Consider the following 22699-nt stretch of genomic DNA (forward strand, 5'->3'; position numbering starts at 1 on the left):
ATCCGCCATGCTTAGAATCACTGATATCAAACTTCCGCTCGACCACGCCGAATCGGCCCTGGTCGATGCCATCGTGGGCCGCCTCGGCATCACGACCGACGAACTGACCGCTTACACCCTCGCCAAGCGCAGCCACGATGCGCGCCGGCGTGGCGGGATCGTGCTGATCTATTCAGTCGACGTGGACACCCCGCGCGAGGCGGAAGTCCTGCAGCGGTTGGCGCAGGAGGTGCCCGCGCCGGGGGTGCCGAAGGTCGGACCAGCGCCGGACACGACGTACCAGTACGTCACCCGGGCACCGGCAAAACTGCCGCTGCGGCCGGTCGTGATCGGCACGGGCCCGTGTGGTTTATTCGCGGGGTTGGTGCTGGCGCAGATGGGCTTCCGGCCGATCATCCTGGAGCGCGGCAAGGCGGTGCGCGAGCGCACGGTGGATACCTTCGGGCTGTGGCGCAAGAAAGTCCTCAACCCCGAGTCCAACGTGCAGTACGGCGAAGGCGGGGCGGGCACGTTTTCGGACGGCAAGTTGTACAGCCAGATCGCCGATCGCCACCACCACGGACGCAAGGTGCTGACCGAGTTCGTCGCCGCCGGTGCGCCGCCGGAAATCCTGTACGTCGCCAAGCCGCATATCGGCACGTTCAAGCTGGTGTCGATGGTGGAGCACATGCGCGCGACCATTGAGTCGCTGGGCGGGGAGATCCGCTTTTCGCAACGCGTCGATGACGTGTTGGTGGAGACCGATGCGGCCGGCACCCGGCAGGTACGCGGCGTGATGCTGGCAAGCGGCGAGGAGCTGCGTACCGACCATGTGGTGTTTGCGGTCGGCCACAGCGCGCGCGATACGTTCGAGATGCTGCATCGGCGCGGTGTGTGGCTGGAGGCCAAGCCGTTCTCGATCGGGTTCCGCATCGAGCATCCGCAATCGGTGATCGACGCCGCGCGGTTTGGCCCGCAGGCCGGGCATCCGGTGCTGGGCGCAGCGGATTACAAGCTGGTGCATCACTGCAGCAACGGGCGTTCGGTGTACAGCTTCTGCATGTGTCCGGGCGGCACCGTGGTTGCGGCTGCGAGCGAGCCCGGCTGCGTGGTGACCAACGGCATGAGCCAGTACTCGCGCAACGAGCGCAACGCGAATGCGGCGATCGTGTGCGGGATCATGCCGGCGGACTTCGCGCCTTACGGTAGCGGCCCGCTGGCCGGCATCGCATTGCAGCGCCACTGGGAGGCGCGCGCCTTCGAGCTGGGCGGCGGCGAGTACGAGGCGCCTGCGCAACTGGTGGGCGACTTCCTCCACGGCCGCGCCTCGCAGGAATTCGGCACCGTGCTGCCCTCGTACACACCAGGCGTGCGGCTGGGCGATTTGAGCCAGTCATTGCCCGACTATGCGATCGCTGCGATCCGCGAGGCGCTGCCGGCATTCCACAAAAAGCTGCGCGGCTTTGCGATGGGCGATGCGGTGCTGACCGGGATCGAGACGCGCACGTCCTCGCCGGTGCGCATGGCGCGCAACGCGGAGGGTCACAGCCTCAATACGCGTGGCCTGTTCCCCGCCGGCGAAGGTGCAGGCTATGCGGGCGGCATTCTTTCGGCGGGCGTGGATGGTATCCGGGCGGCCGAAGCGGTGGCACTGAGCATCGTCGGCTCTGTCGATTCCATCGGTTGACCCCTATGCGGCATGCTGGGTGCATGTCCGACAAGCCGTTTTCCCCTTCTTGCGAACGCAACCGTGAGCCGATCCTCGCGGTGCTGCGGCGCCATTTTACGGGCCGGCACCAGGTGCTGGAGATCGGTGCTGGCACCGGCCAGCATGCGGTGCATTTCGCCGCGGCGATGCCGTGGCTGGTGTGGCAATGCTCGGACCGGGCCGAGTATTTGCCGGGGATCAGGCGATGGCTGGATGAGACGGCGTTGGCGAACACGCCGGCGCCGCTGGCCCTGGACGTAAGTGCCAGGCCTTGGCCGGTCCACGCGGTGGGCACGGCTGCGGGGGAAGGGCGTGTCCGGTTCGATGCCGCGTTCACCGCCAATACCTTGCACATCATGGGCTGGGCGGATGTGCAGGCGTTCTTCGACGGGCTCGACGCCGCGTTGGCCGAGGACGCGACGCTGGTGGTGTACGGGCCTTTCAACTACGACGGCGAGTACAGCAGCCACAGCAACCGCGAGTTCGATGGCTGGTTGAAGGCCCGCGACCCGCGCTCGGGTATCCGCGACTTCGAGGCGGTCGACGCGTTGGCGCGTGCGATCGGCCTGCAGCTGGTGGAGGACGTGGCGATGCCGGCCAACAACCGGTGCCTGGTCTGGACGCGGCAAGCTACCCGCCCGATTCACCACGCCTAGACCCCCGGTGACGCATCGTCAGGGCATCGGCGTGGACGGAGAGTGGGATGAAAACCAACGGCCCGGTATTCGGCGAGCGATCCTTCAGCAAGGTGGCGGCGGTGTTTTCCGACGAGGCGGCGGCGCGGCGGGTGGCGGCGCGCATGCGTAGCGAACTCGGGCTGGGCGAGCAGCAGGTCCAGGTGGTGACGCCCAGCGACCCTCGGCCCGGTCGCAAGATCGAGCCCGACAGCCGCGGCATCTGGCACACCGCGATCAAGGCGCACATCACCTTCGGCCTGCTTGGCATCCTGGTCGGGCTGGCGGTGTTCATGGTCTTGTGGGGGATGGGTATCGGCGCGGTCCGCAGCTCGCCGTGGGCGACGGGTGGCGTGCTGGTGTTCTTCGGCGCCGTGTTCGGCCTGTTTGGTGGCGGATTCGTGACCTTGCGTCCGGACCAGGACGTGCTGATCAACCGGGTCCGCGAAGCGATCGAAAACGGGCGCTACGCGGTGGTGGCCCATCCCGACAGCCGCGAGCAACGTGACCGCATCACCGCGATGCTGGAAGCGGCATCGGACGAGGTCGTCGGCACGCTGTAGCACGCGGTCATCGGCCATGCCATTTGGCAGGCGCGCGCGGGTGACCGGCTAGTAGGATGGGGCGGTTGCTTTCCCGGGGGTTTGCCGATGTCGCGGTTGCGTTGCTTGTCTGTCCTGTCGCCGGTGCTGGTCGCCGCGTTGTTGCCTTGCTCCTTCGCCGTGGCCCAGCAGTCACCGCCTGCCACCGTGCCGACCGTTGTATCGGCACCATCGTCGCCGGCAACGGCACCGCTCGACCAGCCATACCCGGGCACGCTGTCGGTTACCGTTGATGCGACCGACCTGGCGCGACGGGTGTTCCATGTGCGCCAGAGCATTCCGGTGCAGGCCGGGGTCATGCGATTGCTGTTTCCCAAGTGGATCCCGGGCAAGCACCGTCCGGCCGGGCCGATCCGCAAGTTGGCGGGACTGACGATCCACGGCAATGGCCAGGCGATCCAGTGGCAGCGCGACCCGACTGACGTCTACGCGTTCCAGCTCGACGTCCCCGCCGGTGTGGCCACGCTGGAGATCGAGTTCGACCTGCTCACCCCGACCGCCGGCAACCAGGGCCGGGTGGTGATGACGCAAGACATGCTCAACGTGCAGTGGGGTTCGGTGGCGCTGTATCCGGCCGGTTACTACACCCGCCAGATCCAGATCCGCCCGACCCTGGTGCTGCCCGCCGGTTGGCAGGCCGGCACCGCGCTGGAGCTGCAATCGCGCGCCGGCGACACCTTGCACTACGGCACGGTCAGCTTTGAGGTGCTGCAGGATTCGCCGGTGTACGCCGGGCGCCACTTCCGCCAGGTCGACCTGGATCCGGGCGCGGAGCGGCCAGTGCGCTTCGACATCATTGCCGATTCGGCCAAGTACCTGGAGGCTACCGAGGAGCAGCTGGACAAGCATCGCGCGCTGGTCAAACAGCTCTACAAGCTGTTCGATTCGCAGCATTACGATCATTACGACCTGCTGTTCTCGCTGTCGGACCGGATGGGCGGACAGGGGCTGGAGCACCAGCGCTCCAGCGAGAACGGGGTGAAGCCGGGCTACTTCACCGAATGGGACAAACACGTCGCCAGCCGCGACCTGCTGCCGCACGAGTTCGTGCATTCCTGGAATGGCAAGTTCCGTCGGCCGGCGGGATTGGCAACGCCGAACTTCCACGTGCCGATGGACGGCAGCCTGCTCTGGGTCTACGAGGGTCAGACCCAGTATTGGGGCATGGTGCTGGCGGCGCGCTCGGGGTTGTGGGACAAGGACGCCGCGCTGGGAGCACTGGCGCTGGTGGCCGCCACCTACGCAACCGACCGACCGGGCCTGCAGTGGCGCACCGTCCAGGACACCACCTACGACCCGGTGATTGCCGAGCGCCAGCCGCAGCCGTACCGCAGTTACCAGATGAGCGAGGACTACTACAACGCCGGCGCGTTGATCTGGCTGGCGGTCGACAGCAAGCTGCGCGAGCTGAGTGGCGGACGCAAGTCGCTGGATGATTTTGCCAGTGCATTCTTCGGCATCCAGGATGGCAGTTGGGAGGTCGTGCCCTATGAGTTCCAGGACGTGGTGGAGGCACTGGATGGTGTCGCTGCACACGACTGGGCCGGCTTCCTGCGCAGCCGCCTGGATGCCCACTCAGCGCCGCTGGACGGGCTTGCCGCGGCAGGTTGGAAGCTGGTCTACACCGACAAGCCGTCCGATTACCACAAGAGCCTGCTCGCCTCGCGCAAGGCCGCCGACTACACCGCGTCGCTGGGAATGACACTGGCCAGCAGCGGCGGCAAGGTCAACGCGGTGCGCTGGGATGGGCCCGCATTCAACGCCGGAATCGCCACTGGCAGCACCTTGCTGGCAGTGAACGGCTATGCGTTCGAGACCGGCTTGCTGGACGACGCGATCAAGGCCGCCCACGCGGACGGCACGCCGATCGAGTTGGTGGTCAAGCATGGCGAGGTCGTGCGTACGCTCACGCTGGACTACCGCGACGGGCTGAAGTATCCGCACCTGGAGCGGATCGCCGGTAGCAAGGACCGCTTGAGCCGGATCCTCGCGCCACTGTGAAGCCGGCCATCGCAACCAGCTATCATGCAGGTGAAATCAGGGGGAGTGCGTATGAAAATCAGTAACCGGCCCTTCGCGGGCGTGGTACTCACGGCATGCCTGGCACTTGCTGGAACGGTCTCGGCACAAACCGCCACGATGCCGTTGATGCCAATCTCGGAGTTCTATTTCGCCGAGGACGCGCGTACCACCCAACCCGTGGTGGCCGTCAGGGGCGAAGGTGAGGTAGTCACCCAGAAGCTGGTCAAGGTGCTTGCGCGCAATCCGCGGGCGAAGAAAGAGACGGCACAGCTGGCCCACATTGCATTGGCCGGCGGCCGCTCGGGATTGGGTGTGGAGTTGTACCAGCGCCTGCTTGGCCAGATGGACATCAATGACGGCCTGTACCGGACGGTGATGTGGAATTACGGCTGGGATCTGTACCGCAGCGGTGATCACGCCGGCGCGTTGACCCAGTGGGAGAGCTTGCTGAAATCGCGCAACATCACGGCCGACTGGATGCCGATGACGCTTGCCTTGGCACTGTGGCAGCTCGACCGCCGCGACGAGGCGGTGCATTGGTACGCGGCCGGTGTGCGCACCCATCCGGCCAAGTGGCGCTCGTCCGACACCCTCGCATCGGCACTGCCCGATTGGAGTGCCGATGAGTTGGCCGTGTTGTCCCAGGTGCAACAGGCTTGGGCGGCCAATCCGCCCGAATGGCGCTGACAATCGGGCCATAGCGCCGTTCGCTCCCGGCCCGGTGTACGCTGCAGGCTGTAGCCTCTGACGCTGCGGCGGCCGTGAATCTGGGAGACGCAATGAAGACCGTGCTGGTGGCCAGTTCCAAGGGCGGGGTAGGCAAGACCACCATCGCCACTCATCTTGCCGCGCAGGCCGCCCTGGCCGGCGCAAACACGGCGTTGGTCGACGCCGATCCGCAGGGCTCGGCTCGTCGCTGGGCCGAACGTCGCTCGGTGCTGGACAGCGCGGTGTTGCCGGTCGATGGCACCCGTCGAGGAACGTGGCGCGCCCGGCTGCCAGCCGATACCGACCTGGTCATCGTGGACGCCGCCGCCGGTGCGATGGCGCGTGAGCTGGAGACATTCCTCGACGTCGCCGCCGCGGTCGTGGTCCCGGTGCAGCCATCCACATTCGATATCGAGGCCAGCGTGCCGTTCCTGGATTCGCTTGCCCAACACCCGCGCGTGCGCCGCGGTGAGTTGCGGGTCGGCGTGGTCGCCAACCGCCTGCGCCCCTGGACCACGGTCTCCCGGGAAACGCTCGAGCTACTGGAGCAATGGCCGTACCCGCTGGTCGCCCAGTTGCGCGACAGCCAGGCCTATGTGGTCTTGAGCGGTTTGGGAAAGAGCCTGTTCGACTACCACTCCATGCATGTGCGCGAGCATCAGGCCGATTGGAAGCCGCTGCTGAAATGGCTGAAGAAATGACGCGCCGCCGGTTTGCTCCGCACTCGACTCCGGGGCGTGGCTACCTGCGCCGACTTTCCGCTTGAACCTTCCGCTTCGATGAGGTCCCGCCATGCGTGAATTGATCCTGCTCCGTCATGCCCATGCCGATCACGGCGCCACCGGCCACGCCGACATGGACAGGCCATTGTCCTCGGAAGGCTGGGCCGAGGCCGAGGCTGCCGGACATTGGCTGGCGGCGCAGAAGCTGGTGCCAGACTGCGTGTTGTGCTCTCCTGCGCGCCGCACCCGGGAGACCCTGGAGGCCGTACTGGGGGTGATTGGGTACGTCGAGCAGCGTGTCGATGACACCATCTACGGCGCCGACCCCGGCGCATTGATCGCATTGGCGGACGCCCACCGCGATGTTGGGCGCCTGCTGCTGGTGGGCCACAACCCGGGTCTGGAGCAGTTGGCGGCGTTGCTGCACAGCGGCCAGTCCGGCGACTATCGCGGCATGGCCTCGGGTGGGATCGCGGTGTTGACCATTCCCGATGACCGTCGGCTCGAGCCGGGCGTGGCCCAGCTCAGCGCTTTCTGGTGGCCGTGAGCCCGAGTTACGTATGGCTTGGATGGATTGCGACAGCGCTGTTGGCAATGGCGTCGGCGTTGCCCGCGCATGCCGGCGCAACCGACCCGGCGCCGCCGGGACCGGTGGACACTGGCGGCGATGCCGCCGACGAGATGGGGTTTGATCCACTCAACACTCAATTTAGTTTCGAACTGCGCACCCGCTGGGGACAGCACGTGCAAGGCCGGTTCCCGGTTTATGACGGGGCCAAGGTGACCTTGCCTGACGGTCGCAGCCAGATTTATGTTCGCTTGGCGACCAATGCCGTGGAGGTGACCGATTCCCTTCGCTATAGCGAGCTGGCCCGCGGAGAGGGGTTCTTTGATGCGCAGCGCTACCCGGTGATCGAGTTCGTGTCCGAGCCGCTTGGTGTCGCGCTTGGCCACGACGGTGGCAAGTTTCGGGGTCGGCTCAGCATGCACGGGGTCAGTCGGATAGAGACATTCACGCTGGCGCCGTCCACCTGCATGCGGCCGGCGATGGGGTGTGATGCGGTCGCCGTGGGCAGCGTCAGCCGGCGCGATTACGGACTCGATGGCTGGCGGCTGATGTTGACCGACCAGGTGCAGTTCACCATGCGCGTGCGTTTGCGCGAACCGACACCGACGCCATGAACGCTGCCACGCAAGGCCGTGCGGCCTGGCTGTTGCGGCCGGCCATCGTACTGCTGGCGCTGGCCTTGGGGGCGTGCGCAAGCCTGACACCGCAACAGGCCACTCGCGCCAGCGCGGTCGCCCAGGCCGCGCGCTCGACCCAGTCGAGCTGCGATGCCATCGACGCTTGCGCCCAGCCGTCACCACTGCGTGCGCTGGCTGGAAAGGCATTCAGCGAGTCCACGGCGGAGCAACCGCGGCACTACGCATTGCTGCTGGATAGCGGTACCAACGCGATGCTGGCGCGAATCAACCTGATTCGCAGCGCCACCACCGCCATCGACTTGCAGACCTACATCTACGACGCGGACGATGCCGGGCGCCTGGTGCTGGACGAGTTGTTGATTGCCGCCCGTCGCGGGGTCCGGGTGCGGTTGTTGATGGACCAGCTGGCGGCGCTGCAGAATGCGGAAACCCTGGCCGCACTTGCAGGCGTCCACCAGAATTTCGAGGTCAAGCTGTACAACCCGGTGCTGCACCGGGCCAGGATCAGCTATCCGCAGTACCTGCTTGCCGCCGCCTGTTGCTGGCGCCAGCTCAACCAGCGCATGCATACCAAACTCCTGCTGGTGGATGGGGCGATCGGGATCACCGGCGGACGCAACTACCAGGACGCTTATTACGACTGGGACGACCAGTACAACTTCCGTGATCGCGACGTGCTGGTCGCCGGGCCGGTGGCGCGGGCCATGGCGGTCGACTTCGGCAGGTTCTGGGATGATTCACGCAGCGTTCCTCCGGCACGGCTGGTCGATGTCGGCCGGGTCTTGCTCGAGCGCGGCGTACCGGCCCTGCACACCTACCAGTTCGAGCACCCGCAACGTGCCCAGGCGATGCGCGACGATGCCAGCGATCGCGCGGTCGTGCAGGCGCGCCTGGTGGATCGTGCGCTCGCGGTGGGCAAGGTCCACTACGTTTCCGATGGGCCGGACAAACACCATGCCGAGGTACCGGCGGATTTTGCCGCGGCGTCCCACTCATTGGGCCGGCTGATCGCGTCGGCACAGGAAGAAGTGCTGCTGCAGACGCCGTACCTGGTGCTGTCCAAACCCGCCCAGGGCTTGTTCGAACGCCTGCACGACCGTGCCGACCCGCCGCGGGTGGTGGTCTCGACCAACAGCCTGGCCGCGACCGATGCATTCTTCGCCTATGCGCTGTCTTACAAGTACAAACGCCGCTACCTGCGCGATTTTGGCTTCCAGATCTACGAGTACAAGCCGTTCCCGAAAGATGCGCCGATCGACCTGTCGACGACCGGCGCTGTGTTGCCCGACTACGTGCCCGAGTCGATGCAGCCGGCAGCGCCGCCGACCACGCGGCCGGACCGCAACAGTGTGCTGCGCTCGGCCCGCTATCGGCGGCCATTGCAATCGGAATATGGCGCTACCCGCTACTTCCACCGCCGCGCCAACGAGCCGGTGCCGCTGAAACGTGCCGGGGTGCGCATGGGGATGCATGCCAAGTCATTGGTGATCGATCGCCGGATCGGCGTGGTGGGGACGCACAATTTCGATCCGCGCGGGGACGTCTACAACACCGAGAGCGCGGTGATCATCGATGACATCGCGTTTGCCCGAGCGCTCGCGGCCAGCATCCGCCGCGACACCAGTCCGGCCAATTCCTGGGTGATCGCCCCGCGCGACAAGCCGCCGGTGTTCTCCGGGCTGGAGTACTCGTTGGGGAAAATTTCCGAGTACCTGCCCATTTTCGATCTGTGGCCGACGCGGTACGCGACCAGCTACGAGTACGAGCCCAGCCCGGAATGTCCGGCTCCGCTGCCGCCCGACGACCCGCGCTTTCGTGCCTGCTATCGGCCGGTGGGTGACTTCCCGGAAGTAAACCTGGTGGGCAAGGGGCTGCCGACGCGACTGTTTACCGCCTTCGGCGCGGGCCTGGCGCCCATCCTGTAGCGCGCGTTCTCCAAGCCTCACCGTCATTCCGCAAACGCACCCCTGTCGTTAGTTGGGTGACTTCTGGCACGTGTACGTGGCAAATGGTGTTGTACATTACCAACACACCAAATCACTACACCACAGAGGCAAGGCCATGAACGTCCCGTCCAACAACTCGTCCACCAACGCCAACCGCTTCTTTGATCGCCAGCACCACAATGACATCGGGCAGCCGCGCCGCACCGGCGCAGAGCGTGATTTCGGTATTGGTTACGGCAACCGCGGTTATGCCCGCAATCCGGACTACCTGCGCACGCCGCGCTACGCCGGCAACCCCGGGAGCCACCTGTTCAGGATTGGCTGACCCCTATTCATAAATGTGGCTAGCTGTGTTATAATATTGCATTCACAAGCAACGTAACACCTTGTTTTAAGGAGAAAAAAAGTCAAACTCGAGTCTATTTCCAACAGCGCACCCCTGTCCATCCACCGCAATGGCGGTAGTGCACCGTCCGCACGCGTTTCCGCGGCAAGCGACGCCAGCGCCCAGCCAGCGCCCGTGCACCACGAGCCCCGCCGCCGACACAGCGCTGCGCCGCACGGTTACACCAGCGCCAGCAGCTATCTGACCCGTCCAGCCCGCAGCCGGTTTGGCTCGCGCCAGGTTCGGTTCCGGATTGGCTGATCGTCGACTATCGTGACCCGATGAATGCAACGTCTTCCGAGGGTAACGTCCCGCACTCTGGCGGCCCGGTGAGCAGCCTGTTTCGTCGCCCGACCACCGTTGAGCGTCTCAATGAGCTATCCCGTGACACGGCGATAGACACGCTGGGTATCGTCTTCACCGAGATCGGGGCCGACTACGTGCGCGCCACGATGCCGGTCGACGCGAAGACCCGACAGCCCTATGGCCTGCTGCACGGTGGTGCGTCAGTGCTGCTGGCAGAAACCCTGGGGAGCAGCGCCGGCAACCTGTGCGTAGCGGAGGATCGCGTCTGCGTCGGTATCGAGATCAACGCAAACCACTTGCGTGCCGCGCGAGATGGCGTTGTCACTGGAACCGCGCGAGCGCTGCACGTGGGTGGCCGGACCCAGGTCTGGGAGATCCGCATCACCGATGACCGCGATCGACTGGTCTGCATCTCCAGGCTGACTTTGGCGGTGGTGGCGAGCCGCGGCGAGTAGCCAGAACGCGCGATGGGTTGAACGGCAGTCATCATTATCCGGCCCTTCCACTGGTATCTTTCACCGCATGAATGCGCCGTCTCCGACCGGCGCCGCGGCGCCTGGCGCACCGCTGGCGCGCCTGTTCCGCTACTGCTATCGGGTGCCGATGCTGTTGTGGCATCTGTTGGTCGACCTGCCACTGGTGCTGGTGTTGATCAGTCCGTTGTTGGGTGGACTTCAGGTCGGCGGCGAGCGGTTGGACCACCGGATGATCCGCGCGTGGTCGGCCGGGTTGATGCGGGTGTTTGGCTTCCGGCTGCGCCGGGTGGGCACACCCTCGCCGGGACCGACGATGTTTGTCGCCAACCATGTCAGCTGGATCGACATCGTTGCACTGCACAGCCAGCGGATGATGGGCCTGGTGGCCAAGCGCGAGATCCAGGGCTGGCCGATGGTCGGCTGGTTGGCCGGGCGTGCGGAGACGATCTTCCATTCCCGCGGCAGCACCGAGTCGCTGGGCGGCGTGCTGCATGAGATGTTGACCCGCTTGCGCAATGGCCGCTCGGTGGGGGTGTTTCCCGAGGGCGGTACCCGCGGCGGCGGCGAGGTCGGGCCGTTCCATGCGCGCATTTTCCTGGCCGCGGTGGAGTCGGGGATGCCGGTGCAACCGGTCGCGCTGCGGTACGGCGAAGGCGGATCCGCCCAGCACAGGGTGGCGTTCGGTAAACGCGAATCTTTCGTCGGCAATTTCTGGCGTCTGTTGGGCGAGCCGGCGCGGGTCGCGGAGATTCATTTCCTCGCCCCCATCGCGTCGGGTGAAGCCGACGGGCGACGAAGGATCGCCGAGTTGGCACGCTCGCGCATCCTGCAGGCAATGGCGAGCTGACGGATTCGTCGATGTTGACCGCGGCCGACTACCAGCCACCGCGCTGGCTACGCAATGCCCACCTGCAGACACTGCTGGGGGGCAGCGTGATGCGCCAGCGGATGGGCCGGCGGGCGTTGGAGGCCACCGCTGCCGTCACCACCTCGCATCTGATTGATGGCGGCCGGGGCGTGCGCCTGCAAGGCCTGCACAGCGCCGTGCCCGGGGTCGCGCCGCGTGGGCTGGCGCTGCTGCTGCATGGCTGGGAAGGCAGCGTCGATTCCAGCTACATGTGTTTGACCGCGGCGCGTCTGCTGGAGTCGGGTTTCGAGGTATTCCGGCTCAACTTCCGCGACCACGGCGGGACCCATCACCTCAACGAAGGCATCTTCCACTCCAACCGGATCGACGAGGTCGTGCATGCGGCCGGCGACGTCGCGCGGCGATTCCCGTTGCGTCCGTTAGTCGTGGCGGGGTATTCGCTGGGTGGGAACTTTGCCCTCCGGCTGGCCTTGCATGCGCCGGCGGCCGGATTGTCGATCGCGCGCGTCGCGGTCGTGTGTCCGCTGATCGATCCGGCGCGCACGATGGACGCAATGGAGCAGGGATTTCCGCTCTACATGCAGCATTTCGAGCGCAAATGGCGACAGTCGCTGCAACGCAAACGCGCATTGTTCCCGGAACAGCATGACTTCGACGACCGGGTACTCGGCCTGCGGATGCGGCCACTGACCCAATGGCTGGTCGAGCGCAATACCGACTTCGGCACGTTGGAACGGTACTTTGATGGCTATTCAATTGCTGGCGACCGGCTGGCCGGCTTGCAGGTGCCGACCAGCGTCCTGATGGCGGCCGACGATCCGGTGATCCCGGTGGCCGGCTGGCAGTCGCAGCAATTGCCAGACACCGTGCAACTGGAAATATCGCCCTGGGGCGGCCACTGCGGGTTCTTGCAAAATGCACGACTGGATGGATTTGGCGAGCGCTGGATCTCGCAGCGCCTGTCCGGGCCAGCGCAATGAATCCGGACGCGGCACCGTAGAGCCACGTAGCGGCGGGCGACGCACAGCGCCGTTACAATGGGCGATCCGCCCGAATTGCGAGCAGTAATCCATGTACGAACCCATCATCGACGCCCTGCGTCGCGGCGATGCCGCGCAAGCGCTTGGGGCGGCGCGCGATGCCGTCTCTGAGCAGCCCCAGGACCCCGCCGCCCATCGGTTGCTGGCCTCCGCGTTGCGACTGGCGGGCGATCAGGCCGCGGCGATCGAGTCGATCGACCGCGCCATCAGCCTTGCCCCCGATGACGCCAATTTGCACCTGGAGCGTGCCGGGCTGCTGTTGCACGAGCGGAAGCTCGACGAGGCGCAAGTCGCTCTGGCCCGCAGCACCGGCCTGGACCCCAACCAGTTCCCCGCCTACATCGTGCAGGCGCAGCTGGCGATCGGTCACGGCGACCTGGTGGAGGCCGCGCGGCTGACCCGCACGGCGGCGAGGATTGCGCCGGAACACCCGCAGGTCGCCGCGCTGGAAGGCACCCTGGCGCTGCGCGGCGGGGATCCCGACCGCGCGCTGACGATCTTGAACACGGCCGCCCAACGTTGGCCCGAGGAGCCGACCCTGCGTCACTCGCTGGGTTTTGCCTACATGGCCAAGGGCCACTACGCGTTCGCCGAGCAGGCGTTCGCCAGTTTGCGCGCGGCGAATCCCGACTCGATGCCGTTGCGCGCGCTGGTGGCCGACCTGCTCCGCCGGCAGGGCCGGCCCGAGGCCGCCGCCGACGAGATCGCGCCTTTGCTCGAAGGTGAGCACACCAGCCCGTCGCTGCAACGGATGATGGGCGAGCTGGAGCTGGAAGCCAATCGCAATGAAGCCGCACGTGACCGGCTGCGCGGCGCACTGCAAGCGCAGCCGGGTGACCGTCGTACCCTGTTGGCGATCAGCGAGGCATGGCGTCGGCTGGATGCCGCGGACGAGGCACGCAGCACGCTGGACGCCCTAGTGGCGGAACACCCGCAACTGGTGGATCTGTGGCGTGCGCGCCTGTTGTTCGAACAGTTCGCCAGCGATGACGCGGTCGAGGTGATCCGCCGCTGGCAACAGGCGATGCCCGACTGCATCCCGGCCATGGAAGCGCAGATCACCGTGCATGATCTGGCCGGCCACCCGGATCAGGGCGACGCCCTGGCCCAACGCATTACCGAGATTGAACCCGGGCACGCCAAGGCCGAGATGCGGATCATCAACCGGCTCCAGCAACGCGACCCGGAGGCGGCCATCGAACGCGTTGAGGGCTTGCTGGCACGCGCCACCAACGAGGTGGTCAAAGGCAACCTTCGAAGGCTCCTGGGGCGCACGTTTGACACTGCTGGACAACCGGACGCTGCCGTCGCGACCTGGGCCGAGCTGCACGCCGAGGTCGTTTCCAAGCGCCTGCCATTGCCCACGCCGAGCGCCCTGGACGGGCCATGGCCGGAGGCGGCTGAGCTGACGCCGGTCCAGCAAGCCGAACGGCCGGCGTTCCTGCTGTGGGGTGCGCCGGGCTCATTGATCGAACGCGTCACCGGCACCCTGCACCTGGGCGGTGCGACGCTGTATGGCGACCGCTTCGGTCCCAATCCGCCCAAGGACCTGTTCCAGCGCTATCTCACCATCGATGCGCTCAGTACCGGCACGGCCGAGCCGGCAAACCTGATCGCCGAGTGGAAGGCGGCGCTGCCCGCGCGCGGGATCAAGCCTGCCGAGGTATTTGACTGGCTACTGTGGTGGGACAACGCCGCCGTGCTTGTGCTGCGCCCGCACCTGCCCGAGGCGTTGCTGGTGATCGCATTGCGCGACCCGCGCGACATGCTGCTGGACTGGCTGGCATTCGGCTCGCCAGCGCCGTTCGCGCTCGAGTCGCCGCTGGTCGCTGCGCGCTGGTTGGCCCAGGTGCTCACCCAGGTCGCCGATCTGCATGAACAAGACCTGCTCAGGCACCGCTTGCTTCGCTTGGATGGCATTGAGAACGACCCGGCCGGGGTTGCCGCAGCGATTGCCGAGGCGATCCAGGTCGCGGTCGCCCCGGCGCCGCCGGGCCGCCTGGGCGAGGACCGGTTCCCCGCTGGCCACTGGCGCGATTTCGGACCGTCGCTCGCTGATGCCTATGCGGTGCTGACACCGGTCGCTGTCCGCCTGGGCTACCCGGAAGCCTGAGCCCATCGAGGAGTCCTGCATGCACATCCACAGCACCAGTTTCCAAGCCCGTCAACCGCTGCCGGCGGAGTTCGCCGCCGGGCAACCGGTCGCCGACGGGTTAGGCTTTGCCGGCAACCGCAACCCGCACCTAGCCTGGGAGGACGTCCCCGCCGGCACCCGCTCGTTTGCTCTGCTGTGCATTGATCCGGACGCGCCCACGGTGGCCGGGATGGCGGGCAAGGAAGGGGTGCAGATCCCGATCGAGCAACCGCGCGGCGACTTCATCCATTGGGTGATGATCGACCTGCCCGCCCACCTGCGCGAGATCGCCGCCGGTGCGTGCAGTGACGGCGTGGTTCCCCACGGCAAGCGCGAGCCGGCAGGTCCCGCCGGATCACGCCAGGGGCTGAACGACTACACCGGCTGGTTTGCCGGCGACCCGGACATGGCCGGCGACTGGCACGGCTACGACGGCCCGTTCCCGCCGCCCAATGATCTGCGGTTGCATCGGTACTTCTTCCGCGTGTTCGCGCTGGATGTTGATACCTTGCCGCTGCCGGAGACGTTCACCGCGGCGCAGGTGTTCTCCGCGATGCACGGCCACGTCCTGGCCGAAGCAGCGATCCACGCGACGTATTCGTTGCACCAATAGCCCGGCAGCAAGCAAGCCACCGCACGGCTCAGCCGCCGGCGGGCAACCACAGCAGCAACGCGGCACCCAGCGCGATCCGGTAGATCGCAAACGGGGTGTAGCTGTGTTGCTTGATGTAGCCCAGCAGCCAGCGCACCGCGATGAAGCCGGTGATGGTGGCGGCCACGAATGCCAGTCCCAACTCGCCCCAGGCCTCGCCGCCGCCGGCGGCAGCGCCACCTTCCAGGAAGTACTCCAGGATCGTGTAGGCGCTGGCCGCAAACATGGTCGGGATGCCGACCAGGAACACGAACTCGGTGGCCGCCGAACGCTGCCCGGTGCCGGCCAGCATCGCCATGAAGATCGCCGCGCCCGAGCGCGAGGTGCCGGGGAACACGCCGGCCAGGACTTGGGCCAGGCCGACCAGGATCGCGACCGTCCAGGTGACCTTCGCCGAGGGCGGCCGGCCGCTGGCGATCTTCTCGGCAAACAGGATCCAGACCCCGCCCAGGATCAACGCGATCGCGATCGGCGAGACGGTATCGGGCAGCTCCCAGCCCAGCAGTCGCACCGGCAGCCCGACCAGTGCCGTTACCAGGAAGGCGACCGCGATCTTGCCCAGGTACAAGCGGTTCTCACGATCGCCCAGGCCGGTGGCCAACGACCACAGCCGCTCACGGAACACCGCGGTGATGGCCAGGATCGCGCCGGCCTGGATGACGATGTTGAACAGGTCCGAGCGGGCGCCCAGCCAGTGCTGGGCGATCAGCAGGTGGCCGGTGCTGGAGATCGGCAGGAACTCGGTGAGGCCCTCGAGGATGCCCAGCAATATCGCGGCGAAGACGTCGAACATGGACGATGACCCGAATGTGGAGATGGCGCACAGCCGTGCAGTAGCCGCAAAGGATAGCGGAACCCGATCACGCGACGTCGGCATGCGCGCCGTCGGCACGGTGAACCGGTTTGGTGCGAAAATGACGCCGCACCCCTCCCGCCACGCCATCCGCGAGAAATCCATGTCCATCGAGAACGTCGAGAAACTCATCCAGGACCACAGCGTCGACTTTGTCGACCTGCGCTTCGCCGACATGCGCGGCGTGCAGCATCACGTCACCTTTCCCAAGTCGATTGTCGATGAGACGTTGTTCGAGGAAGGCAAGATGTTCGACGGCTCGTCGATTGGCGGCTGGAAGGGTATCCACGACTCGGACATGGTCTTGATGCCAGATCCGTCCACCGCCTTCCTGGACCCGTTCACCGCCGATCCGACCCTGGTGCTGACCTGCGACATCCTCGACCCGGCGACGATGCAGGCCTACAACCGCGACCCGCGCGGGATCGCCAAGCGCGCCGAGGCCTACCTCAAGTCCAGCGGTATCGCCGAGCAGGCATTCTTCGGCCCGGAGCCGGAGTTCTTCATCTTCGACAGCGTCCGCTATGCCAATGACATGGGCCACACGTTCTTCCATGTCGACTCGGAAGAGGCGGCATGGAACTCCGGCAAGGACTACGCCGGCGGCAACACCGGCTACCGCCCGGGCGTGAAGGGCGGTTACTTCCCGGTCGCGCCGCTGGACTCGCTGCACGACATCCGCGCCGAGATGTGCAAGGCGTTGGAGGCGGTGGGCATCGAGGTCGAAGTCCACCACCACGAGGTGGCCAACGCCGGCCAGTGCGAGATCGGCACCCGCTTCAACTCGCTCACCAAAAAGGCCGACGAACTGCTGACGATGAAGTACATCATCAAGAACGTCGCCCACCGCAATGGCAAGACCGCGACCTTCATGCCCAAGCCGATCGTGGGTGACAACGGCAGCGGGATGCACGTGCACCAGAGCCTGGCCAAGGGCGGCAACAACCTGTTCTCGGGGGACGGCTACGGCGGTCTGAGCCAGATGGCGCTGTGGTACATCGGTGGCATCTTCAAGCACGCGCGCGCGATCAACGCCTTCGCCAATGCCACCACCAACTCCTACAAGCGGCTGGTGCCGGGCTTCGAGGCACCGGTGATGCTCGCGTACTCGGCCAGCAACCGGTCGGCCTCGTGCCGGATCCCGTATGTCGCCAATCCGAAGGCGCGCCGGATCGAGATGCGCTTCCCGGACCCGATGAACTCCGGCTACCTGATTTTCTCGGCGTTGATGATGGCCGGCCTGGACGGGATCAAGCACCAGATCGACCCGGGCCCGCCGTCCGACAAGGACCTCTACGACCTGCCGCCGGAAGAGGAGAAGAACATCCCGACCGTCTGCCACAGCCTCGACCAGGCGTTGGACGCGCTGGACCAGGACCGCGACTTCCTCAAGGCCGGTGGTGTGTACAGCGACGACTTCATCGACGCCTACATCCGTCTGAAGATGAAGGAAGTCACCGCATTCCGCGCCGCGACCCACCCGCTGGAATACCAGATGTACTACGCGATCTAGTCGCGACGAAATACGCCACCAGTTGGTCGACGGCTCCCGACGGCGCCAGGAGCCGATACCGTCATCCCCGCGCAGGCGGGGATCCATGGACGTTGCGCTTAACTGGATCGGTGAGTAGCCAGCAACAGCTCCGCCGAGTGTTCGCGGTAGGTGAGCTGCATGGCCGCCACCACCTCGTCGCATGCGTGCCCGACGGCCTCAAACAGCGGGCTGCCGGCCAACAGTTGCCCATTGAGCGCCGCGCTGAACAGGTCGCCAGTGCCCTTGGGCGCGGCGTCAATACGGGCGTGTTCGAGCACTTGCGCGTCGTCGTGGCTGACGATCGCCACCCGCATCCGTCCGTGCGCCCAGGAGCCGGGGGCGGCGCTGGTGACCACGACCCACCGGGTACGGCCGACCAGCAGCGTCCGCGCGGCGGCGATGACCTGCTCGACAGTGTCGACCGGGTGGTCGCTGAAGCGCTGCAACTCGAAGCCATTGGGGGTTAGCCCGTGGGCCAGGGGCAGCAGGTGCTGGCGGTAGGCCGCAACCATTCCGGGGTCGACGTACACGCCGGTGTCGTGATCGCCGATCACCGGGTCGATCTGCACGTGCAGCTGTGGATGAGAGGTTTCCAGCCCGCGGATCCAGCTGGCCAGCGCGAATGCCTGATCCGGGCCGCCGAGGTAGCCGACCAGCACCGCGCGCAGCCGGGTCAGTGCATTGCGCGCCTGCAGGTCGTCCAGGTAGCCGGAAAACCACGCTGTCGGCAGCGCGCCGCCGTGCATCGTCGGGTAATGCGGGGTGTTGCTCAGGATGACCGTCGGCACTGCGGCAACTCGCAGGCCGAGCTTCTGCAGGGTGGGTACGGCAACGCCGTTGCCAACGCTCCCATAGACCACCTGCGACTGCACCGATACGACATCGATGTGCAGCGGCTGCAAGCGGGTCGACGGGTCCGCGGGATCTGCAGGCGTCATGCCGGGTCAGTCGGCCAATAGTGGCTGTCCGGCAGTGCGCGGGCACCGTAGATCGCCTGGCCGACGCGGACCACGGTGGAGCCTTCCTCCACCGCCAGCTCGAAGTCCCCCGACATGCCCATCGACAATCCGTCGAAGTCCATCCCGTCCGGTGCATCCTGGCGCAGCTGGTCGCGCAGGTTGCGCAGCAGGACGAAGCAGCTGCGTACCCGGGCGGCGTCGGAGGACAGAGCGGCCAGCGTCATCAACCCGCGTACGCGCAGCGAAGCAAACGCTGGCAGCTGTTTCACGAATGCCGTCACGTCATCCGGAGACAGACCATATTTGCTGGCTTCGCCCGATGTGTTGACCTGGATGAACACGTCCAGCTGACGACCTTCGGCCTGCAGGCGGCGGTCCAGCGCTTTGGCCAGTCGCAGGCTGTCGAGGGCCTGGAACTCGGTCGCGAACTGGGTTACCAACTTCGCCTTGTTGGTCTGCAAGTGGCCGATCACCGACCACTGCAGGTCGGCCAGATCCGCCATGGCCTCCCACTTGCGGTAGGCCTCCTGGACTTTGTTTTCGCCCAGCATCCGGCAGCCGGCGGCATAGGACAGGCGGATGTGCGCCTCGTCGATGGTCTTGCTGACCGGCAACAGCCGGACCTCATCGGGATTGCGTCCCGCCCGCTGGCACGCTGCGGCAATGCGTGCGCGAATCGCCGCGAGGTTGCGTGCGAAGTCGTCGACGGTGACGGCTTGCGGGTAGACCGGTTGGGGTAGTGGTGATCCGGGGTGCGGAACGTCCAACGGTGGGAACCTCCAAAGACGATGGGTTGATTGTACCGCTGGTACTCTGTGACCAGCCCACGATTCACCTGCGCTGAACCGCCGCCGCGCTACGGTGCTGCGGTCCACCGATGCAACGCCATTGCCCATTGACCCACTGAAGGAGCCATCCATGAAGATCGCCCTGTTTTCCAGCGCCAGCCTGCTGAGCCTCGCCCTGGCCGCGTGCAGCACTGCGCCCAGCACCACGCCCGCCAGCACTGACGCTGCAGCCCCCAGCGGCGCCAGTTTGCCGACCCAATCCACCGTTGCCAGCGCGCACGTCAATCTCGCGGCAGCGTCGGGCAGCCTGGTCAGCGGCAAGCTCAGCGTGGTCCCGATGGGCGATGGCGTGCATTTGCGCGGTGAAGTCGGCGGCCTGACGCCCGGCAGTACCCACGCCATCCACATCCACGAGAAGGGCGATTGCAGCGCGGCCGACGCCAGCAGCGCCGGCGGGCACTTCAATCCGACCGCTATGCCGCACGGCAAGGTTGGCACTCCGGCCCATCATGCCGGTGACATGAACAACATCGTCGCCAACGCCGAGGGTGTCGCCACCGTCGACCTGCACGCCAGCGGCCCGGTGTTGGGCGGTGGTGCGGCCAACGACGCCATCGGCAAGGCAGTGATCGTGCATGGCGGGGAAGACGACTACACCAGCCAGCCTTCCGGTGCGGCTGGTCCACGCATCGCCTGTGGCGTGATCCAGGCTGGCTGAGACGCCCGGCATCTGCGTCTGATGCCGGCTTCAGGCCAGAGCGGCGCGGCAATCGGTGTCGCGGCCGCAGTGCACGAACTGCACGGCGATCCCATGCGCTCCGAGCACGGCGGCCATCTGTCGTTGCCGCGCCTGGAAGTGCTGGAATTGCCGGTGACGCTGCTCACCCATCGCGTCCTGATCGCTCGCGGCGGGCGAATGCTCAGCGGCGGCATAGCGTTGTTGCCAGGCGGCCGGTGAGAACAGGGCGATCCGCACTTCCCCATCGGTGTAGTGCAGCAGCGGCTCGGGCGGCTGGTCCAGCCAGGCGCGCTGTTGCGGGCGCAGCAACGCGGTTTCCAGTAACGGCCACAGCGGCCCCAGTCCGGCATGGTCGTACTGGATCGAGGTCATCGCGGCGAGGTCGTTCACGGTCAGGTAGCGGGCGTGTTCGACTTGCAGACCGAACGCCTCCTGCGCGGCCAGCGCGGTATCGGCGGCGGCCATTCCGACTTCGATCAGGTCTTTCTCGAATGCATCGCCAACCCGCGCGACGGCATCGCTTGCGCCGGTCAGCACGAACGGCATCAGCCGCAATGGCCCACCAAGGTAGTCGGAGGAAGGGGCCAGCGCGCCGGGCATTTGCGAATCGCTGGCGCCGAAGGCAATGATCCGGCCGGCGTCGAGGTCGTGGCTGCCGCGCGGCGCACGTGCGGCGAGTTCGGACAACTCCCGATGCAATGGCCAGCCGGGGCGCAACAGCTCCACCGGGTCGTAGTGGGCGCCCACCGTCACCAGCTCCAGTGCGCTGGCTTCGGGCGCGAAGGAGGCCAGATCGCGCGCAACCAGGTGTGCCAGCGCGCCGACCTCCGCTTGCGAGAGCCGGTCGCGGCCCACCGGCGCGGCGCCGACCACTTCGATGGCGAAGGCACCCAGCACGTGCAGCTCGGGTGTGGGGTGGGCAGTATCGGCGGCTGGACTCATTGGATCCCTGGGAAATTCGCGGGTTGGACACACGGTCTGGAGTAATTGGATACGCAGGCGTTTGGAAGCGCGCAGGTGCAGCGCTACACTGCGGCCATTATGCCCGCAAGCCATTGTGGGACTCACGCAAGCAGCGTTGGCACGACTGCAACGCCCATCGTCCGAGGTGATCAATGCGCCAAACCCGTCCTGTCGCCGTGCTTGGTGGTGTCCGAATTCCGTTCTGCCGCCAGAACACCGCGTATGCGGATGTTGGCAACCTGGGGATGTCGGTGCGCACGCTGGGCGCGCTGGTAGAGAAATACGGGCTGCACGGGCAACAGTTGGGCGAGGTTGCGATGGGCGCGGTGATCAAGCATTCCAGCGACTGGAACCTGGGTCGCGAGGCGGCGTTGTCGTCCGGGCTGTCGCCACTGACCCCCGGCCTGACCATGCAACGCGCCTGTGGCACCTCGCTGGATACGATCATCACGGTCGCCAACAAGATTGCGATTGGCCAGATCGAGGCCGGGATCGGCGGGGGTTCGGATACCACCTCCGATGTGCCGATTGTCTACGGCAAGGAGCTGCGCCGGCGTCTGCTTGCAGCGGCCGCGGCGAAGGATTTCAAGGGCAAACTGGCGGCGTTCAAGGGGTTTTCGCTGCGTGAATTGAAGCCTGACTTCCCCGGCGTCGCCGAGCCGCGCACCGGCAAGTCGATGGGTGAGCACTGCGAGGACATGGCCAAGCAGTGGAACATCGCGCGCGATTCGCAGGACGAGTGGGCGCTGTCGTCGCACTTGAAGCTGGCGGCGGCCTACGAGCGCGGCTTCTTCGATGACCTGGTGGTCAGCTTCCGCGGCGTCTCGCGCGACAACAACCTGCGCCCGGACAGCACGCTGGAGAAGCTGGCAACGCTGAAGCCGGCATTCGACCGGACCTCTGGCCGCGGTACCTTGACCGCCGCCAACTCGACCCCGCTGACCGATGGCGCGGCCGCCTGTCTGCTGGCCTCCGACGAGTGGGCGCAAGCGCATGGCCACGAGCCGCTGTGTTACCTGCGTGATGCGCAGGTGGCGGCGGTCGATTTTGCCCACGGGGAAGGGTTGCTGATGGCGCCGACCATTGCGGTGCCGGAGATGCTCGCGCGCAATGGCCTGAGCTTGCAGGATTTCGACTTCTACGAGATCCACGAGGCATTTGCCGCCCAGGTGCTGTGCACCCTGCGGGCGTGGGAGAGCGAGGACTACTGCAAGACCCGGCTTGGGCTGGACGCGCCGCTGGGGCGCATCGATCCGGCGAAGATCAATATCAACGGCTCGTCATTGGCGACCGGTCACCCGTTTGCGGCGACCGGCGCGCGGATCGTCGCCAGCGCGGCCAAGGAGCTGCAGCAGCGCGGTGGCGGCCGCTGCCTGGTCTCGATCTGCACCGCCGGCGGCATGGGCGTGACTGCCATCCTGGAGCGCTGATCCAA

General features: G+C 66.4%; 22 protein-coding genes. 18 read left to right on the plus strand and 4 right to left on the minus strand.

What is annotated here, in order from left to right; translation table 11 throughout:
• Window positions 1-7 precede the first annotated feature (7 nt).
• The 15 genes from ACW7G0_RS12220 (at window position 8) to ACW7G0_RS12290 (ending at window position 15389) form a co-directional block, all read left to right on the plus strand.
• A complete protein-coding gene (locus ACW7G0_RS12220) occupies window positions 8-1666 on the plus strand; it encodes an NAD(P)/FAD-dependent oxidoreductase (protein WP_456989944.1) in 1659 nt (552 codons plus the stop codon).
• Between the two features lie 23 nt (window positions 1667-1689).
• Window positions 1690-2343, plus strand: coding sequence for a DUF938 domain-containing protein (locus ACW7G0_RS12225; protein WP_456989946.1), 654 nt, complete (start codon window positions 1690-1692; stop codon window positions 2341-2343).
• A 47-nt stretch (window positions 2344-2390) separates the two neighbouring features.
• On the plus strand, window positions 2391-2924 hold the full coding sequence (locus tag ACW7G0_RS12230) for a hypothetical protein (RefSeq protein WP_456989948.1): 534 nt from the start codon (window positions 2391-2393) through the stop codon (window positions 2922-2924).
• 87 nt (window positions 2925-3011) lie between these two features.
• Window positions 3012-4964 (plus strand): M61 family metallopeptidase, encoded by a 1953-nt coding sequence (locus tag ACW7G0_RS12235; protein ID WP_456989950.1) that lies wholly within the window; start codon window positions 3012-3014, stop codon window positions 4962-4964.
• Between the two features lie 51 nt (window positions 4965-5015).
• Window positions 5016-5672, plus strand: a complete 657-nt coding sequence (locus tag ACW7G0_RS12240) for a tetratricopeptide repeat protein (RefSeq protein ID WP_456989952.1) — start codon at window positions 5016-5018, stop codon at window positions 5670-5672.
• 92 nt (window positions 5673-5764) lie between these two features.
• Complete coding sequence (locus ACW7G0_RS12245; RefSeq protein ID WP_456989954.1) at window positions 5765-6394, plus strand: nucleotide-binding protein; 630 nt, start codon at window positions 5765-5767, stop codon at window positions 6392-6394.
• A 91-nt stretch (window positions 6395-6485) separates the two neighbouring features.
• Window positions 6486-6962 (plus strand): SixA phosphatase family protein, encoded by a 477-nt coding sequence (locus ACW7G0_RS12250; RefSeq protein WP_456989956.1) that lies wholly within the window; start codon window positions 6486-6488, stop codon window positions 6960-6962.
• A gap of 47 nt (window positions 6963-7009) precedes the next feature.
• The gene (locus tag ACW7G0_RS12255) at window positions 7010-7597 is read left to right on the plus strand and encodes a YceI family protein (RefSeq protein WP_456962681.1); all 588 of its coding nucleotides are present in this window, start codon (window positions 7010-7012) and stop codon (window positions 7595-7597) included.
• Window positions 7594-9546, plus strand: coding sequence for a phospholipase D family protein (locus ACW7G0_RS12260; protein WP_456989958.1), 1953 nt, complete (start codon window positions 7594-7596; stop codon window positions 9544-9546). The genes ACW7G0_RS12255 and ACW7G0_RS12260 overlap by 4 nt, the downstream gene beginning before the upstream one ends.
• Window positions 9547-9682: 136 nt before the next feature.
• Window positions 9683-9892 carry a hypothetical protein gene (locus tag ACW7G0_RS12265; protein ID WP_456989959.1) on the plus strand — a complete coding sequence of 70 codons (210 nt, stop codon included), beginning with the start codon at window positions 9683-9685 and terminating at the stop codon, window positions 9890-9892.
• Between the two features lie 389 nt (window positions 9893-10281).
• A complete protein-coding gene (locus tag ACW7G0_RS12270) occupies window positions 10282-10713 on the plus strand; it encodes a hotdog fold thioesterase (protein WP_456989961.1) in 432 nt (143 codons plus the stop codon).
• Window positions 10714-10780: 67 nt separating this feature from the next.
• Complete coding sequence (locus ACW7G0_RS12275; RefSeq protein WP_456989963.1) at window positions 10781-11581, plus strand: lysophospholipid acyltransferase family protein; 801 nt, start codon at window positions 10781-10783, stop codon at window positions 11579-11581.
• Between the two features lie 11 nt (window positions 11582-11592).
• Entirely contained in the window at window positions 11593-12582 is a 990-nt protein-coding gene (locus ACW7G0_RS12280; protein WP_456989965.1) for a YheT family hydrolase, read from the plus strand.
• Window positions 12583-12673: 91 nt separating this feature from the next.
• A complete protein-coding gene (locus ACW7G0_RS12285) occupies window positions 12674-14755 on the plus strand; it encodes a tetratricopeptide repeat protein (RefSeq protein ID WP_456989967.1) in 2082 nt (693 codons plus the stop codon).
• 19 nt (window positions 14756-14774) lie between these two features.
• Entirely contained in the window at window positions 14775-15389 is a 615-nt protein-coding gene (locus ACW7G0_RS12290) for a YbhB/YbcL family Raf kinase inhibitor-like protein (RefSeq protein WP_456989969.1), read from the plus strand.
• 28 nt (window positions 15390-15417) lie between these two features.
• Here ACW7G0_RS12290 and ACW7G0_RS12295 read toward each other — a convergent pair whose 3' ends face one another.
• A complete protein-coding gene (locus tag ACW7G0_RS12295) occupies window positions 15418-16221 on the minus strand; it encodes an undecaprenyl-diphosphate phosphatase (RefSeq protein ID WP_456989971.1) in 804 nt (267 codons plus the stop codon).
• Between the two features lie 163 nt (window positions 16222-16384).
• Between ACW7G0_RS12295 and glnA the strand changes: the two genes are divergently transcribed.
• Window positions 16385-17794, plus strand: coding sequence for a type I glutamate--ammonia ligase (gene glnA, locus ACW7G0_RS12300; protein WP_456990179.1), 1410 nt, complete (start codon window positions 16385-16387; stop codon window positions 17792-17794).
• Window positions 17795-17892: 98 nt separating this feature from the next.
• On the opposite strand, the gene pdxK is transcribed toward glnA, so the two are convergent.
• The gene (gene pdxK, locus ACW7G0_RS12305) at window positions 17893-18753 is read right to left on the minus strand and encodes a pyridoxine/pyridoxal/pyridoxamine kinase (RefSeq protein ID WP_456989972.1); all 861 of its coding nucleotides are present in this window, start codon (window positions 18751-18753) and stop codon (window positions 17893-17895) included.
• On the minus strand, window positions 18750-19541 hold the full coding sequence (locus ACW7G0_RS12310) for a YggS family pyridoxal phosphate-dependent enzyme (RefSeq protein ID WP_456989974.1): 792 nt from the start codon (window positions 19539-19541) through the stop codon (window positions 18750-18752). The genes pdxK and ACW7G0_RS12310 overlap by 4 nt, the downstream gene beginning before the upstream one ends.
• Before the next feature lie 151 nt (window positions 19542-19692).
• On the opposite strand from ACW7G0_RS12310, the gene ACW7G0_RS12315 reads away from it, so the two are divergent.
• Complete coding sequence (locus tag ACW7G0_RS12315) at window positions 19693-20280, plus strand: superoxide dismutase family protein (protein ID WP_456989976.1); 588 nt, start codon at window positions 19693-19695, stop codon at window positions 20278-20280.
• 30 nt (window positions 20281-20310) lie between these two features.
• Here the strand turns inward: ACW7G0_RS12315 and ACW7G0_RS12320 are convergent, their stop codons facing one another.
• Window positions 20311-21243, minus strand: coding sequence for a hypothetical protein (locus tag ACW7G0_RS12320; RefSeq protein ID WP_456989978.1), 933 nt, complete (start codon window positions 21241-21243; stop codon window positions 20311-20313).
• 173 nt (window positions 21244-21416) lie between these two features.
• Here ACW7G0_RS12320 and ACW7G0_RS12325 point away from each other — a divergent pair, with 173 nt between their 5' ends.
• Entirely contained in the window at window positions 21417-22694 is a 1278-nt protein-coding gene (locus ACW7G0_RS12325; protein WP_456989980.1) for an acetyl-CoA C-acetyltransferase, read from the plus strand.
• Window positions 22695-22699 lie beyond the last annotated feature (5 nt).

Source organism: Lysobacter sp. A286 (assembly GCF_054052105.1).

What these genes read in the sequence shown, in the direction of transcription:
- pdxK (WP_456989972.1), bottom strand. Translation starts at nt 18,753, where the DNA reads ATGACGCCTGCAGATCCCGCGGACCCGTCGACCCGCTTGCAGCCGCTG.
- ACW7G0_RS12265 (WP_456989959.1), top strand. Translation starts at nt 9,683, where the DNA reads ATGAACGTCCCGTCCAACAACTCGTCCACCAACGCCAACCGCTTCTTT.
- ACW7G0_RS12235 (WP_456989950.1), top strand. Translation starts at nt 3,012, where the DNA reads ATGTCGCGGTTGCGTTGCTTGTCTGTCCTGTCGCCGGTGCTGGTCGCC.
- ACW7G0_RS12285 (WP_456989967.1), top strand. Translation starts at nt 12,674, where the DNA reads ATGTACGAACCCATCATCGACGCCCTGCGTCGCGGCGATGCCGCGCAA.
- ACW7G0_RS12280 (WP_456989965.1), top strand. Translation starts at nt 11,593, where the DNA reads ATGTTGACCGCGGCCGACTACCAGCCACCGCGCTGGCTACGCAATGCC.
- ACW7G0_RS12220 (WP_456989944.1), top strand. Translation starts at nt 8, where the DNA reads ATGCTTAGAATCACTGATATCAAACTTCCGCTCGACCACGCCGAATCG.
- ACW7G0_RS12230 (WP_456989948.1), top strand. Translation starts at nt 2,391, where the DNA reads ATGAAAACCAACGGCCCGGTATTCGGCGAGCGATCCTTCAGCAAGGTG.
- ACW7G0_RS12275 (WP_456989963.1), top strand. Translation starts at nt 10,781, where the DNA reads ATGAATGCGCCGTCTCCGACCGGCGCCGCGGCGCCTGGCGCACCGCTG.
- ACW7G0_RS12320 (WP_456989978.1), bottom strand. Translation starts at nt 21,243, where the DNA reads ATGAGTCCAGCCGCCGATACTGCCCACCCCACACCCGAGCTGCACGTG.
- ACW7G0_RS12250 (WP_456989956.1), top strand. Translation starts at nt 6,486, where the DNA reads ATGCGTGAATTGATCCTGCTCCGTCATGCCCATGCCGATCACGGCGCC.
- ACW7G0_RS12325 (WP_456989980.1), top strand. Translation starts at nt 21,417, where the DNA reads ATGCGCCAAACCCGTCCTGTCGCCGTGCTTGGTGGTGTCCGAATTCCG.
- ACW7G0_RS12295 (WP_456989971.1), bottom strand. Translation starts at nt 16,221, where the DNA reads ATGTTCGACGTCTTCGCCGCGATATTGCTGGGCATCCTCGAGGGCCTC.
- ACW7G0_RS12245 (WP_456989954.1), top strand. Translation starts at nt 5,765, where the DNA reads ATGAAGACCGTGCTGGTGGCCAGTTCCAAGGGCGGGGTAGGCAAGACC.
- ACW7G0_RS12225 (WP_456989946.1), top strand. Translation starts at nt 1,690, where the DNA reads ATGTCCGACAAGCCGTTTTCCCCTTCTTGCGAACGCAACCGTGAGCCG.
- ACW7G0_RS12290 (WP_456989969.1), top strand. Translation starts at nt 14,775, where the DNA reads ATGCACATCCACAGCACCAGTTTCCAAGCCCGTCAACCGCTGCCGGCG.
- ACW7G0_RS12315 (WP_456989976.1), top strand. Translation starts at nt 19,693, where the DNA reads ATGAAGATCGCCCTGTTTTCCAGCGCCAGCCTGCTGAGCCTCGCCCTG.
- glnA (WP_456990179.1), top strand. Translation starts at nt 16,385, where the DNA reads ATGTCCATCGAGAACGTCGAGAAACTCATCCAGGACCACAGCGTCGAC.
- ACW7G0_RS12260 (WP_456989958.1), top strand. Translation starts at nt 7,594, where the DNA reads ATGAACGCTGCCACGCAAGGCCGTGCGGCCTGGCTGTTGCGGCCGGCC.
- ACW7G0_RS12240 (WP_456989952.1), top strand. Translation starts at nt 5,016, where the DNA reads ATGAAAATCAGTAACCGGCCCTTCGCGGGCGTGGTACTCACGGCATGC.
- ACW7G0_RS12255 (WP_456962681.1), top strand. Translation starts at nt 7,010, where the DNA reads ATGGCGTCGGCGTTGCCCGCGCATGCCGGCGCAACCGACCCGGCGCCG.